Below are 15,010 nucleotides of genomic sequence, written 5' to 3'. Positions count from 1 at the left end.
CGGTGCCGTGACCGCTCTGCCCGCTCTGCGCGCCCCCGGGCCGGAGGCGGAGGCCGGCCCTCCAGCAGGAGGGGGCCCGCCCGGGCCGGGCGTGACGTGCGCGGTCGGGTGCGCGGAGGTGGGCGCGGCGCCGCGCCGGGCAGAACCGGGCCGCCCCGCGGGCCTCCTGGCGCCCGGTGTGCCGCCCGTGGTGCCCGCCGGTTCCGCCCCTGCCCCGGTGGGGCCTCCGCCCGACGCCTCACCCGAGCCGTCTCCCGGGCCTCCGCCCGGCGTACCGGATCCGCCGCCCGCGACGGCACCGTGCGGTGCGCCCGCTGCACCCGGCGCGCTCCCCGGCCCGCCCTGGGGACGCGGTGCGGGGCGCTCCACCGACGGGTCGGCGGGCGTGATCAGCCAGCGGGACGCGGGCGTGGCGTAGGCACTGACGGCGAACGACCCCGCCAGGGACTGCCAGATGCCGCCCCCGCCGCGCCGGCCCGCGAAGTCCAGCCGGTACAGCTCCGTCGCGGCCTTCACGGCCTCGCCGACGTCCCGGGGGAAGGCCAGGCCGACCTCGGGCGCCGGGTCGGCGTCCGCGAGGCCGATCTCGTGCAGCGGAACGGGCCTGCCGAGCTTCTGGCCGATGGCGGCGGCGATCAGGTGCGGTGCGGCGCCCTGCGGGATCATGCCCTTCGACACCCAGCGGGCCACCGACGTCTTGTCGTAGCGCAGGGTCAGTCCGCGCTGCGCGCCGAGGTCGTTGACCCGCCGGGCCAGCCCGGCATTGCTGATCCCGGCGAGGGCGAGAACGGTGCCGAGCTTCTCGTTCGGTCCGCGTAGCTCCCTGGACATGCGCCACCCCTCGACACCCAGACGGCCGCCGTGCCGCCCGGCATAGGCGCGCGGCATTCGTAAACCCAGCGTAGTTCGCCGCATCCCTACCGTTAAGGGGCGGTGTTCCGTATGGCGGGATTGTTGTGCGTAAGGGAAGTTGGCGTGCGCCCGCCGCCGGGGACCGTGCTCCCGGCGTGTGGCCGTGCGCCCGTCCGTGCGCTCTGGCCCGCCTCCTGGGGGCAGGGCTTCCATGGTGCTGCGTGGGTCGGCCCGCTGAGCAGGGACCAGCGGGCTGGGGGACACCGTCGCCTCATTCCCCGCAGGCGACGGACGGTCCGGGAGGCGAGCAGCGTCTCCCGGACCGAGCGCACGCATACAGCTGTGTGCTCGTGAGCATTGGTGAGCACACCGCTCGACGGCAGACGTGCGGTGGTGCGGGCACGGAGATTGGCCGAATCATGCCCATCGTTCGACGGGTCGAACGGCTGCCACCGTGAGGGGCGCTTGCCTCAATTCATGATCCATCCGGCATCCCGGCCCCGGTGCGCCCCTCCGCGCCGCACACCGCCCTGCCGCGCCCCAGCGACTCCCCCTACCCCGGCCGCCTGCACATGGCCAATTGCCGGGGGCCTTTTCCCCTTTGCGTACGCGCCTCCCGGAGGACCTCCTGTGCGCCCCTTGTCGTGGCAGCATGTCCTCATCGGAACGCTCGGCCCCTGCTGTGGCGGGTGGGCCTGACGCGGCGGGAGATGTCCACAGGCTGTGGAGGCGGACGATGCGCTGGCTGGTGGGATGGAGCAGTACCGCCGCGCGCTTCGGCACGACCCCACCCACCACGGCCACCACCGCCGACCCTTACCGCAGCGGCCCTCACGCCGGCGGCTCCTCCTCCACTCCCGGATCTCACGGCCCCGGCTCCTCCGACCCGGGACCCTACGGCGCCGACTCGTACGCGTCGGAACCCCATCCCGAGGGCCCCCACGCCGCGGGGCGCTACGCCACCACCCACAGGGCCCGCCGCAGCGGCACGCCCACCCACGGCACCGCCGCACACGACACATGGCCCGGCAGCTCCCCGTACCGCGACGCCACCCACGACACCCACCCGAACGGCACGGGACGACGCCCAGGCCGCGACGGCGCCGACGCACCCCACCCCGGCGGCACCGCCGGCCCGCCCGACGACGCACCCTCCCACGACGGCCCCGCCCTCCAACCCGTCGGCGGCCAACTCCTCTGGGACGGCCCCGACCCCCTGTGGGCCGTCGGCGACTGGCGCCCCGACGAGATCCGCGTCGTCACCCTCGCCCCCGACGTGCGCCTCGCCGTCCTCGGCTGCTGCGCAGCCGACGACGACGCACTCAAGGCGGGCCTCCTCGCCGCCCGCGGCGGCGCCATCCGCCACCTCACCGCCTGGCCCGGCAGTTACACCGCCGTCGTCATGAACGGCCGCCGCATCACCGTCACCGCCGACCTCGCGGGCGCCCGCCCCGTCTTCCACACCCCCTGGGCCGGCGGCACCGCGTACGCCACCGCGGCCCTGCCCCTCGCCGACCTCACCGAAGCCCAACTCGACATCGGCCACCTCGCCGCCCTGCTGGCCTGCCCCGAGACCCCCGAGGCGCTCGGCGACTCCACCCCGTACACCGGAGTCAGACGCATCCCGCCCGGCCACGCCCTCGTCCTGCGCGAGGGGTCCCGCGCGATCACCGGCTACGAAGCCGTCGCCTCCCTCGCCGTCGCCGCACCCGAACGCGACCCGGACCAGGCCGTCGAAGCCGTACGGGACGCCCTCGTCGAAGCCGTGCGCGCCCGCCTCACCGCCCCCCGGCACGCCCCCGCCGCCCCACCGCCCGACCCCGGCCCGGTCCCCGGCATGGGCCCCGCCGACCGCCGCGCCGCCCGCGGAACCCCCACGCCCCTGCCCGGCATCGGCGCCGACCTGTCCGGAGGCAGCGCCTCCAGCACCCTGGCCCTCCTCGCCGCGGGCCTGCCCGGCGTACCCGGCATCATCCCCGGCACCTTCAACACCTCCGACGGCTTTGACACCTTCGATGCCTTCGGCAACCCGCACGGCCACGCAGCACCGAGCGCACCAGCAACACCCCACTACCGAGACCCCCAGGGCACCACCACTCACACGACCCGGGGCGCCACCTCCCACACCCGCGGCCCCACCAGCACCAGGCCCACCGCGGAAGCCGGCGAACGACTCCTCGCCGTCACCTTCAACGACCTCACCGCCAACGGCCACGACCCCGCCCGCACCGCCGAACTCGAACGTGCCCGCGCCCTCGCCGAGAACCCCCGCCTCCACCACGTCGTCGTCGCCGCCGGCGAAGAAGCCCTCCCGTACGCCGACCTCGACATCCCCCTCACCGACGAACCGGGCCCCGCCCTCGTCGCCGCCGCCCGCCACCGCCTCCGCCTCGCCGCGGGCAGCGCCGACCACCTCACGGGCCACGGCGCCCGCCAGGTCCTCGACGCCCACCCCGCCCGCCTCGCCGACCTCCTCATGGACCGCAGACGCCGCCACCTGCTGCGCCCGGTCACCGCCCTCGCCAAGGCGTCGGGCCCGTCCGCCGGTTCCCTGCTCGTCCCCCTCACCGTGTACCGGGCCGCCCGCAGACTCGCACGCACCCCCTACCGCACCGGCCTGGAAGCCGCCGCCGCCCGGCTCGCCGACGGCCCCCGCGGCGCGGCCGGCCCGCCAGGCGGCCCCGACGACCCCACAGCCGGCACCACCGCGAACGGCACCCGCCACCCGGCCACCGCCCACCACGGCCCCGTCGACGCCTCCCTCGCCGCCCTCACCTGGGCCCGGCCCGGCCCCGCCGCCCGCTGGCTCACCGGCGAGGCCCTCGCCGACGTCGCCGCCCGCCTCCACCAGGCAGCCGGCCGCCTCACCCCCGTCCACCGGCCCGGCGAGGCCCGCGCCCGCGCCGCCCTCACCCGGCACGCCGCCGACCACCGCGTCCTCGAACAGGCCGCCGAGATCCGCAGCCAGCGCCTCCACGCGCCCTTCCTCGACAACCAGGTCGTACGCGCCTGCCGCGACCTCCCCGAATCCCTCCGCGTACGCCCCGGCGCGCGCGCCGACATCCTGCGGGCCGTCCTCGCCGGCAGCGGCATCCACCACCTCCCGCCCGGTTGGGGCGCCACCTCGCACGCCCCCTCGGCCGCCGCAGCGCACACCGGCCTGCGCGCCGCGCTGCCGCACCTCCTCGCCCTGTTCGACGCACCCCTCCTGGCGGACGCGGGACTCATCGAGGCCCGGGTCGTCCGGCAGGCCCTCAGGGACACCGCCGCCCGAGACACCGCCGCGGCCGACGCCCTCGACGGCCTCGCCGACCTGATCTCCACCGAGCTATGGCTGCGCCGCCTGCTCGCCCGGCGCGGCACCTGTTGGACGGGCACCGGTGCGGCACGGCGGCGCGCCGCCGCCACCGGCATCCCGCACCGCCCGCACCGCCCCGGCATCCGGGCCTGACCCACCCCTCCGCCGGGGCACCGCACCACACGGCGGCACCGCCTCAGCCGGGAACCAGGTCCCCGAGCGCGTCGAGGAGCAGCATCCACATCGGCAGCGCCCCGGTCCCGAACGCCGCGGCCAGCCCGTACCCGAGGGCCGCCTCCACCGGCCGCACCCCGGCGCCGGTCACCCACCGCGCGACGACGACCCCGTCACCGTCCGACGACAGCTCCCCGACGCGCTCCGACCCCCGCAGCAGCCGGCTGCCGGTCAGCGAGTCCGGCACCAACCGGTAGCGGACACCGGCATGGGCGACGTCCACACGGAACGAACGCCGGGTGAGCCGCCCCCTGCCGGGCGAGACCGGCACGGCTCCGCCGTCGACGGCCAGCGCCAGGCGCCTGCCGTCCCGCGTGCCGACCGGCACCTGCTCGTCCACGTCGCCGGTGCCCGCGGCCCGGCGCACGACGACCAGGGGCAGCCCGTCCCCGTCGACGGTCACCAGCCCGTGCGCCGCGTCGAGCGTGACACGGACCTCTCCGAACAGTTCGTCCCGCGTCGAGACGCTGACCACCGCCGACGCCCCCACTCCGTGCTCCACAGCGCTCCCCTTGCTCACAGCGGTACCGCCGGCGTCCGGTCAGTACGCCGGCGGGTGCGGGCCCGGGCACACGGCGTCCCCGCAGCCGCGCAGACCACGTAGGAACAACTGTTCCACCTCCTTCCTGTCACCTGGCAGGACACCCCGGTGGACCGGTACCGCGTGGCTTCTCGCCCGGAGCCGGCCGGAGGTGCGGCGGCACACACCTCCGCCTCCCTCCCCGCCCAGGCCGCGGGCCCGGGCGGGCGCACGGGGTGGGGGGCCTGCGCGTCCGCCGAGCCGAAGCCGCAGAGCCTGTGAAGCTGCCGGGGCCGCAGGCCGGTGGGGCCTGTGAAGCTGCCGGGCCGCCAATCTGCCGCGACAGCCGCGCAGCCGCAGGGGCAGCGCAGCCGCCGGGATCGTGGAGCAGCAGGGGCCGTGCAGGTGCCGGTGCCGTCAAGCCGCAGGGGCCGCGGGGCCCCTCATCGGAGGGCCGCCCCTTCTACCCCTCCGCGGCGCAACCGATCCGGGCCTCCGCCCAGTTCGCGAGCGCCACCGCACCGAACGGCCGGGCGGGTTCCACGACGAGCCGCAGCGACGTGCGGCCCGTGATGCCGACCCGTACCGGAACCGCCGGATCGCCGCCCTCGACCACAGGCGATCGCCACAGCCGCTTCCCGTCCTCCCCGTACACCGAGAACCGTGCCGAACCCAGTCCGAGCGACATGTCGTCAATCCCGACGAACGCCTCGTAGGCCGAGCACTCCCGGTTGAGGTCGACGATCACCGACGACCGAGGGTGCACGGTGATGCCGGGGCCGTACCGCTTCCCGCCGATCGTCATCTCGTACCGCTGCCACAGCCAGCTCGACCCGCCCATCCGCAACTCAGGCCCCGTCCCGTCCCCGAACAGGTCGTAGGGGAGACGGTTCACCTGGTACACGGCAGGCGGTGGCGTCGGTTCCGGGCTGGGCGTGGCCGAGGCACGGGTCGGGCTCGGCTCGACCGTCGGGGACGGGGACGGCACCACAGGAGAAGGCACGGCGACCGCGGCCGTCGGAGACGCCGGGGTGGGCGTCGGCTCCGGGGCCGGTGCGGGCCGCGTGGGTGCCGGAGCCGACGGGGCCTGGCTGCGCACCGCCGACGGCGGCGGGCCGGGCGGCGGTGTCGGCGTCGGGGTGGGCGTCGGCGTCGGAGGGGCGGGCAAAGGGACGAGGGGTTGTGCGGCGGGCGGACGCCGCTCCGGCCCCGGCGCGGGCTCGGGCGAGCCCGACAACGCCCACACGAGGCCCGCCGTGGCGGCCACCGCCACCGCTGCGGCTACCCCGGCTTTGGCGGGGGCGCCCAGGCCTTCTGCTACAGCTCCCCCGGCGGCCCCCCCACCCCCGCCCGCCCCCGCCGCCACCCCGGCCCCGCCCCCTGCTCCGGCTGCGCCCCCGGCGCCGGCTCCCGCGCCGGCTCCGGACGCTGCCGCGCCCGCGCCCACAGCGGCACCCGCGCCGGCACCTGCCACTGCGCCCGTCCCGCTGGTCGCCGCCCCGCCGGTGGCGGCTGCGGCGGCTCCGGCCCCGGCAGCCCCGGCCACGCCGCCGGTGAGGACGCCCGCCGCCTTGAGCGAGAACCCGGCGGCGAACCAGCCGATGACCGCGACCGGCAGCAGCGCGGGGATCCCGGCGTTGACCTGCGCGAGCTCCCCGGCGGCCAGCCGACACCTGCCGCACTCCTCCAGGTGCTTGCGCAGGCCCCGCTCGGCCCGCATGCGCAGCCCGCCCCGGGCGTAGGCGCCCAACCGGTCGGCGTACCGGGCGCAGTCTCCTCCCGCGGTGAGGGACTGGCTCACATGCGCTTGCAGATACGCCTGCTTGAGCCCTTCACGTGCCCGGCTGGCCAGGACCGCCGTCGCGTTGGCGGTCAGCCCGAAGAGCGGTGCGATCTGGCTCGGTGACTCCTCCTCCACTGTCGTGTGCCACAGCACGGCCTGCCACCGCTCCGGCAGCGACCGGAACGCCTGCAGCGCCAGGGACTGCTCGGCCTCGTGCATGGCCCGTACGTCGGCGGCCAGTTCGATCGTGTCGGTGTCCGCCAGCTCGGACGTCCCGGCCGCCTGAGCCGCGAACACCGCGAAGTCCTCGACTAGTTGCTCCCGCTTGGCGGTCCTGGTCCAGGCGGCGGCGACGTGCCGGACCGCGGTGAGCAGGTACGCCCGGACCGCCTGGTCGGGACCGGCGCCCCTGCGCACCGCCTGGAGGGTCCGGGCGAATACCTCGGCCGTCAGGTCGTCCGCGGTGTGCCGGTCACGGCAGCAGGTCCGTGCGTATCGCCGTACGGCCGGAGCGTGCCTGCGGAACAGCTCTTCGTACGCGGTGTCGTCGCCGCCGCGCATCCGCTGCACCAGCTCGGAGTCGGACGGCGGCAGCTCCACGGGCGGCGGCAGCAGGGAGTCGTTCGGTTCCTTTCCGCGGGAGCCGGGGGCCGGGTCCCCTCGGTGGCGGCCCCGGCCCCGTTGGGAGGGGACGCTGGGGCCTTCCGTGGGCGTCGCCTGCCGGGCGCCTGCGGGGCGGCCCTGGCCGGGCACTTGCTCGCCGCGACCTTCACCGCTCACCGCGACCGCCCCCGTACCACTGCTCAGACCGGAACACCAAGCAAGCGTGCCACAAGGAAATGGCCGGGCTGACGCCGTGCGGGCGGCAACCACTCCTCCGGGATGCCTTCCGAACGAAAGCCCTGATCGCGCCCGTTCCTACCGTCGGGCGTCGTCGCCGGGGGAATCCGGGCGGCGGCGCTGCCGGAAGGAGCCCGCCGCCGAGCCCGACTGCTGCGGAAGCCCGCCGCCGGCCGCGACGGGTCAGGCCTGGCCGGGTCGACCCGCGGGCCGAGCAGCGTCTCCGTCAGGCGGGGCGGGACCTGAGGCCCTCCAGCATGATGTCGAGGAGCCGCGCTGCCGCGGCGCTCTGCTGGGCCGCGTCCGGCAGGGACGGCGCCGCCGTGGCTATGACCAGCAGCACGTCGCCGACCGTCACGTCCCGCCGGAGCTGGCCCGCCTCGCGTGCACGGCGGACGAGTTGGCCCACGACGTCGAGGAGGTCCGCCGCTCCGGCGTGCTCCAGCCCGGCTGCCGGTACGGGGCGGGGTGCGACGACCCGGAGGTCCGCCGGCTCCTGGGCGCCGTCCGTGAAGGAGTGCCGCTGCTGCGGGACACGGGCCGGGTCCGCGGGCTGACCGTGCCGGGTCTCCGCGGTCTCGTGGGCGTCCACGACGTCGACACCCACCCGCAGGACCTGCGGGGGCAGCAGCCGGCCCGCGCCCGAGGCGACGGAGGTCCTCAGGAACCGGGCGAGCGCCGACCAGGGTTCGTCCTCCTGACCCAGCGCTGTGCGGGCCTGCTCGGTGAGCCGGGCCGTCTCCTCCTCGGCTATGCGCCGGACCAGCACGTCCTTGCTGGGAAAGCGCCGGTAGACGGTGCCGACGCCCACGCGGGCGCGGCGGGCCACGTCCTCCATGGGGGCTCCGTAGCCCAGCTCGCCGAACACTTCGCGGGCGGCTCGCAGCACGTGTTCGAGGTTGCGTTGGGCGTCCACGCGGAGCGGCGCGGGCCGCTGCGTGTCGCCGGTGACCGCCGTGTTCGCTGTGCCGACCGCGCCGGTGGCGCCCGTCGGCATCATGGCGCGTGCCGTGCTCCGTACGCCTGGTGCAGCTGTCGTGCCCGCGCCGGGCGTGCCGATGCCGCGCTGGGTGTTTCCGCTGCTCATGGCCGGTGCGACGTGCGTCATCGCCGTACGCGCCTGCCCATGCGAATCCTGCATATGCATTGCCATCCCCCGGTAACTGACGTCTCCCCCCGGAGACTCCCCGCCCTGACTGCCGTGCTCCGGTCGGGCCGTGCTGTGGTCGTACGCACGGCTTCCGGAACCCCGACGGGATACGAACATAGTTGAGACGGGGTCAATTCAGAAGGGGCTGTTCCGTCCGGTGCGCCCCCCGATCGGAGCAAGGCCCGGAAGGCTCCCTATTCCGGACCGTTCCGGCGCCTCTAGAACCCTCTTTGACCTGCGGTTATGTTGCTTGCCGGGGGTTAAACGCCACCCTGCGCCTCCCCGCCCGGCCGGTCACACAATTCGTCGGGCCTGTGGACAAACCCCGGCGCCCGTTGCGTCATGGGATGGTGACGGCTGCAAACTCGCGGGGAGCGACTGACGCGTCCCCCACTCGTGCGCGCATTCTCGTCGTCGGCGGCGGCTACGTCGGGATGTACACCGCCCTGCACCTCCAGCGGCTGCTGAAGGCCGAGCTGAGGCGGGGTGTGGCGGAGATCGTCGTCGTCACGCGAGATCCGTACATGACGTACCAGCCCTTCCTGCCGGAGGCGGCTGCGGGGAACATCTCGCCGCGGCACGTCGTGGTGCCGCTGAGGCGGGTGCTGGACGCGTGCACGATCGTGATCGGGGAGGTCACGGCGGTCCACCACGCCAAGCGGTCCGCGACCGTGGCCACGCTCGCCACGGACGAGGAGTCGGCGGGGCCGGTGGAGATGACCTACGACGAGCTGGTCTTCGCGCCGGGGTCGGTGTCGCGGACCCTGCCCGTGCCGGGCCTCGCGGACCACGGCATCGGCTTCAAGACCGTCGAGGAGGCCATCGGCCTGCGCAACCACGTCATCGAGCAGATGGACATCGCGTCGTCGACCCGCGATCCGGCCATCCGGGACGCCGCGCTGACGTTCGTGTTCGTCGGGGGTGGCTACGCCGGGGTGGAGGCGCTCGGCGAGCTTGAGGACATGGCGCGCTACACGGCGCGGTACTACCGGAACATCAAGCCCGAGGACCTGAAGTGGGTGCTCGTGGAGGCGAGCGACCGGATCCTCCCCGAGGTGGGGGAGCAGATGGGCCGGTACACGGTGCGTGAGCTGCGGGCGCGGAACATCGACGTGCGGTTGGAGACCCGGCTGGAGTCGTGCGTGGACCGGGTGGCGGTGCTGAGCGACGGCAGCCGCTTCCCTACGCGCACGGTCGTGTGGACGGCGGGGGTGAAGCCGGCGCCGGTGGTGGCGGCGACGGACCTGCCGCTGAACGAGCGCGGCCGGGTCCGCTGCACCGCCATGCTGTCCGTGGAGGGCGTGGAGCACGCGTGGGCGGCGGGCGACGCGGCGGCCGTGCCCGACGTGACCGCGGCGGAGCGGGGCAAGGAATGCGCGCCCAACGCGCAGCACGCGCTGCGGCAGGCGCGGGTGCTCGCGGAGAACCTCGTGGCGTCGCTGCGCGGCGGGCCGCGGAAGGAGTACGCGCACAAGTACGTGGGGTCGGTGGCCTCGCTGGGGCTCCACAAGGGGGTCGCGCACGTCTACGGGCGCAAGCTCAAGGGCTACGCCGCGTGGTTCATGCACCGCACGTACCACCTGAGCCGTGTCCCGACGTTCAACCGGAAGGCGCGGGTCATGGCGGAGTGGACGCTGGCCGGCCTGTTCAAACGGGAGATCGTCTCGCTCGGCTCGCTGGAGCACCCCCGCGCCGAGTTCGCGTCGGCGGCTGGTCCTCCTCCACCGCCGCCCGACCTGGATGTCACAGCCGACTCCTCGCCCGGGGCACACGACTCCCCTGAGGCCGGGCGCCCATCCACGACCGGCGACTCCGCCGGCGGAAGCGGCGCCGGGGGCGCTGCCGGTGGTACGCGACAGCGCGGAAGGAAAGAGTCCGGCGGCACGGGGGAGGCGGCGGACGCCGGGGGCGCGGAAGGAACCGGAAGCACCAAGAACGATGGCCCGGAACCCGATTGACGCCCCTTTGTCAGTGTGTTCGGTCACACTGGACGTGTGACCATAGGTGGGCCCACACCTGCACAGAGTGACTCAGCACGGCAACGACACCACGAGGCTTAGAGATCCGTGAACTTCACGCGTTGGAGCGCCCGCTTCCCCGGTACACAGCGCCGTGCCGCTGCGCGCAGGGCCGTCCGAGCAGCCTCGTCGGCACAGCGGGGGGAAGGCTCGGTGCCCGCCGCGCGCAGCGAGTACGGGCAGGACGAGGCGCGCGCCGAGTGCGGCTCCCCGCCGGGTGGTGTGAAGGACGGGGCGGGCGGGCGCGGCACGGCGGACGCAGGAGGAGCGGAGGCCGCGTCCGGCAGGACGCCGGGAGGTGGGGACGCCACCGAGCCGCAGGCGCCGGCGCTGGAGGACTTCTCGGTGCGGGAGATCCTGGAGCGGCTGCCGGGACTCGTGGCCCTCACCTACGGCCGGGACCACCGCCTGGCGTATGTGAACGAGGCGTACGGAGCGGCCTTCGGCCCCCGGTCGGCGGGTGTCGCCGTGGCGGACTGCTGCCCGGAACTGGCCGACCTCGGACTCCTGCCGCTGATGGACCAGGTGCTGCGCAGCGGCAAGCCGCGGACGGTCAAGTCGCGCCGCACGCGTGGCGGCGGCTCGTACACGGTCACGTGCTTGCCGGTGGACGTGCCGGGCGCCGGCGGCGGGGGCGTCCTCGTCCACGCCGCGGACGTCACCGACCACGCCGACGCGGCGGAGCGCCTGCGGGCCAGCGAGCGCCGGCACCGGGAGACGGCGGTGACGCTGCAGCGGTCCTTGCTGCCGCAGGAGTTGGAGCAGCCCGACGACCTGAGGGTGGCGGCGACGTACCAGCCGGGCGGTACGGACGCGGCGGTCGGCGGCGACTGGTACGACGTGATCACGTTGGGCGCCGGCCGGACCGCGCTGGTCATCGGCGACGTCATGGGCCGCGGGGTGCGTGCGGCAGCCGTGATGGGTCAGCTCCGCACCGCGGTACGGGCCTACGCGCGCCTGGACCTGCCGCCGCACGAGGTGCTGCAGTTGCTGGACGGCCTGGCCGCGGAGATCGACGCCAGCCAGATCGCGACCTGCGTGTACGCGGTGCACGATCCGAACGAGGGTCGCCTCGTGTACGCGTCGGCCGGGCACCTGCCGATCCTGGTGAGGGACGAGGACGGTACGGTGCGGCGCGCCGAGGACCCGACCGGCCCGCCGCTGGGCACCGGCGGCTGGCTGCACACGTCCGGCACGATCGCGTTGCCTCCGGGCTCCACGGCGGTCCTGTACACGGACGGGCTGGTGGAGCGGCGCAGGGAGGACATCGACGAGGGCGTGGCGGCGCTGGAACGGGCACTGGCGGGTGCCACGGGCACCCCGCAGGTGGTCTGCGACCGGTTGCTGCGGTCCCTCGGTGTCACGGCCGAGCACGACGACGACGTGGCGGTGCTGGTGCTGCAGCATCCTTCGCGGACGGGCCCGGACGCGGAGCTGTTCCACAACGCGGCGCTGGACCTTCTTGGTGGTGTGGAGGCGGCGCCCCGTGCGCGCGCCTTCGCTTCCGGGGTGCTGTCGAGCTGGCGGTTCCCGGTGGAGCTGCGGGACCTGGGAGTGCTGGCGGCGAGCGAACTGGTCGCGAACTCCTTGCAGCACGGGACACCGCCGATGCGGCTGCGGCTGCGCCGCACGGACCGGCGGCTGATCATCGAGGTGACGGACGGCGACGAGCACCTGCCGCGCCGCCGCCGGGCCGAGACGGAGGACGAGGCGGGCCGCGGTATTTCGATCATCGCGACGATCGCCTCGTCCTGGGGGAGCCGCCGCACTCCCGGTGGCGGCAAGGCGGTGTGGTGCGAGTTCGCCCTGCCCGGCCGGTCGGGTGGCTGAGTCACGCGGGGCCGTCAGACGGCCGCCTCCACCGCCTGGCCGGGCTGCGCGGGACCCTCTGCGGGCGCCGGGTGGTGCTGTGCGACGACCCGGGAACGGGCGGCGACGGCGTACGGGTGGTCCTGGGCCGGGGTGAGGCCACGCCCGAGCCGCAGCGCGAGGACGCTGATGCCGAGCGAGAAGACGACGAACGTGACCACGTACGGACCGTGCAGCGCAGCCCCCATGGGGCCGCCGACAGCCGGCCCGAGGGCCAGCGCCAACTGCTTCACCAGCGCGAAAGCCGAGTTGTACTGACCCACCATGCCCTCCGGTGCCAGGTCGGCGACCAGGGGCGCCACGGTGGGCGACAGCATCGCTTCACCCAGCCCGAACAGTCCGTACGTCGTGATGAACGCGGCCGTCGCCATCTCCTGGCTGCCGTGTCCGAGTCCCGCGAAGCCGGCGAACAGCCACGCCACGGCCCACAGCAGGCCGACGGCCGCGACGACCCGGGTGCGGCGGCGCCGCTCCACGAACCGCAGCACCAGGAACTGGGCCGCGACGATGACGGCCGTGTTGGCGGCGAGGGCGATGCCGAGGGTCGACGGCTCGATGCCGGCGGCTTCCGTGCCGTAGGCGGCGAGACCCGACTCGAACTGGCCGTAGCAGGCGAAGAACAGGACGAAGCCGAGGACGCACAGCTGCATCATGGCGCGGTGGCCGAGCAGCGTCCACATGCCGCCCGTCGCCCGTGCGGCGGCCTGGCCTGGCCGCGCGTCGGCCGCGGACGGCAGCGACGGGGTCCGGGGGAGCCGCACGGTGGCCGCGATCCCGGCCAGGACCAGGAACATCGCCCCCTCGATGGAGAAGAGCAGCAGGAAGCTGCCGGGGCGGTCCTCGTCGACGAGCTGGCCGCCTATGAGCCCACCGATGCCGAGGCCGAGGTTCTGCAGGAAGAACTGCAGGGCGAAGGCGCGCGTCCGGCCCTCAGCCGGCGAGCACCAGACGATCAATGTGGCGAGCGCGGGCTGCAGTACCGCCGTGCCCGCCCCGAGCAGTGCCGCCGCGGCGACGACCGCGACCACGCCGGCGGCCACGCCCATGACTGCGGCGCCCGCGGCGGCCACGAGTGCGGCGCCGACAAGAACAGGGAGGGGGCCCCGCCTGTCGATGGCCCGGCCGGTGAAGGGCAGCACGGCCAGCGCCGCCAGGGCGAAGACGGCCAGTACGGCACCCGCCGCGGTGGCCCCCAGATCTCGCACCTGCGCCACATAGACGTAGAGGTACGGCACGGTGAACCCGAGTCCGAACGCGCTCAGCGCGTTGCCCGCCTGGATCCGGCGCATCGCAGCGCCCTTCACCTTGGTCACACTCACCCACTTCGAACCTGTAGGGCTCAGCCCTGAAGACTTCACATCTAAATTTCGAACCTTAACTCTACACACCGAAGGACTTCGATGCCAAGCCAGGGCGTGGAATACTCCTCCGCATGCCCGAGCCACAGGACCCGAGCGTCGAACCCGCCCTCGATGAGCAGATCGCCGCCTACCAGCGCGAGTTCCGCGACCTCGACCCGCAGGTCGAGAAGGTGGTGTCGGCACTGGGCCGGCTCAACCGCCGCATGAACGTGGCGTACGGACGCCAGGTCGCCGAACTCGGCATCACCAACCCCGAGTGGGAGGTCCTGAAGACCCTGGTGCTCGCCGGTGCGCCCTACCGCATGGGCCCGAGCGAGCTCGCCAAGCGCCTTGGTCTGACACCCGCGGCGATGACGCACCGCATCGACCGCATGGCGGGCGAAGGCCTGGTCACGCGCGACCGCGACGAGACGAACCGGGTCCGCGTGATCGTGGAACTCACCGACGAGGGCCGGGCCAAGTGGCTGGAGGCCATGCGCATGGCGACCGCCTTCGAAGAGGAGCTTCTCCAGGACCTCACGGCCACCGAGCGCGCCCTGCTAGGCGAACTGCTCATCCGGCTCCTGCGGCGCGTGGAGGACACCCAGCCGGACGCCGGCGGTCGGTTGACCGGGCTCGACTGACCAGCCCTCGACCGACGGTCCGCCGCGGAGCCGGTCGATCGGGGTTGACACGTCCTCGGTCGATCCGTAAAGTTCTTCGGGTTGCCACGGAGCCGGACAGGCCCGAGACAACACCTCTGTCGCGAAAGCGGCCAACCAAACCCAGCACGATCTCCCTGGCGGGAAGCATTTCGGCATGCCGGAATTCGTCCCTGCGGCTCGATTATGAGTCGGACGCGGAAATCAGCTAAGGTTTGAACCGCCGGAAGGGCCCAACAGCCCGGAAGGCAAACCCCTCTGACTGGGAATCAGGCCCGAAAGGATCTGATAGAGTCGGAACAGCCGGAAAGGGAAACGCGAAAGCGGAGAACAGCCCGGCAGCCCGCTCCAGCGGGTGGCAGAAACGGAAAACGGATCTGCTAAGCTGGAAACACCGAAGGGAAGCGCCCGGAGGAAAGCCCGAGAGGGTGAGTACGAAGGAAG

Annotated in this window: 8 protein-coding genes and 1 pseudogene; 4 read left to right on the top strand and 5 right to left on the bottom strand. The window is 74.4% G+C overall.

All coding sequences use genetic code 11. The annotated features are described in order from the left end of the window. Positions 1 to 831: pseudogene (locus BJP40_RS35415) on the bottom strand (sporulation associated protein); the annotation flags it as partial. Between the two features lie 757 nt (positions 832 to 1,588). On the opposite strand from BJP40_RS35415, the gene BJP40_RS31580 reads away from it, so the two are divergent. After that, positions 1,589 to 4,303, top strand: a complete 2,715-nt coding sequence (locus BJP40_RS31580; RefSeq protein WP_226962589.1) for an asparagine synthase-related protein — start codon at positions 1,589 to 1,591, stop codon at positions 4,301 to 4,303. A 43-nt stretch (positions 4,304 to 4,346) separates the two neighbouring features. On the opposite strand, the gene BJP40_RS08880 is transcribed toward BJP40_RS31580, so the two are convergent. From BJP40_RS08880 to BJP40_RS08870, 3 genes are all read right to left on the bottom strand, one after another. Continuing rightward, on the bottom strand, positions 4,347 to 4,886 hold the full coding sequence (locus tag BJP40_RS08880; protein ID WP_226962590.1) for a hypothetical protein: 540 nt from the start codon (positions 4,884 to 4,886) through the stop codon (positions 4,347 to 4,349). A gap of 481 nt (positions 4,887 to 5,367) precedes the next feature. Further along, positions 5,368 to 7,467, bottom strand: coding sequence for a sigma-70 family RNA polymerase sigma factor (locus BJP40_RS08875; RefSeq protein ID WP_371258613.1), 2,100 nt, complete (start codon positions 7,465 to 7,467; stop codon positions 5,368 to 5,370). 286 nt (positions 7,468 to 7,753) lie between these two features. Continuing rightward, a complete protein-coding gene (locus tag BJP40_RS08870) occupies positions 7,754 to 8,674 on the bottom strand; it encodes a TetR/AcrR family transcriptional regulator (protein ID WP_371258612.1) in 921 nt (306 codons plus the stop codon). 350 nt (positions 8,675 to 9,024) lie between these two features. On the opposite strand from BJP40_RS08870, the gene BJP40_RS08865 reads away from it, so the two are divergent. Together BJP40_RS08865 and BJP40_RS08860 are read left to right on the top strand one after the other, a co-directional pair. Then, a complete protein-coding gene (locus BJP40_RS08865) occupies positions 9,025 to 10,635 on the top strand; it encodes an NAD(P)/FAD-dependent oxidoreductase (RefSeq protein WP_079171034.1) in 1,611 nt (536 codons plus the stop codon). Between the two features lie 108 nt (positions 10,636 to 10,743). Continuing rightward, entirely contained in the window at positions 10,744 to 12,525 is a 1,782-nt protein-coding gene (locus tag BJP40_RS08860; RefSeq protein ID WP_071279934.1) for a SpoIIE family protein phosphatase, read from the top strand. 14 nt (positions 12,526 to 12,539) lie between these two features. Here BJP40_RS08860 and BJP40_RS08855 read toward each other — a convergent pair whose 3' ends face one another. Continuing rightward, positions 12,540 to 13,853, bottom strand: coding sequence for an MFS transporter (locus tag BJP40_RS08855; RefSeq protein WP_071279933.1), 1,314 nt, complete (start codon positions 13,851 to 13,853; stop codon positions 12,540 to 12,542). A gap of 143 nt (positions 13,854 to 13,996) precedes the next feature. On the opposite strand from BJP40_RS08855, the gene BJP40_RS08850 reads away from it, so the two are divergent. Continuing rightward, positions 13,997 to 14,548 carry a MarR family winged helix-turn-helix transcriptional regulator gene (locus BJP40_RS08850; protein ID WP_071279932.1) on the top strand — a complete coding sequence of 184 codons (552 nt, stop codon included), beginning with the start codon at positions 13,997 to 13,999 and terminating at the stop codon, positions 14,546 to 14,548. Positions 14,549 to 15,010 lie beyond the last annotated feature (462 nt).

This window comes from Streptomyces sp. CC53 (genome assembly GCF_001865245.1).
GTDB lineage: Bacteria > Actinomycetota > Actinomycetes > Streptomycetales > Streptomycetaceae > Streptomyces.
The sequence above is the reverse complement of the archived record's forward strand: the minus strand, read 5'-3'. Positions and strand labels throughout refer to the sequence as shown.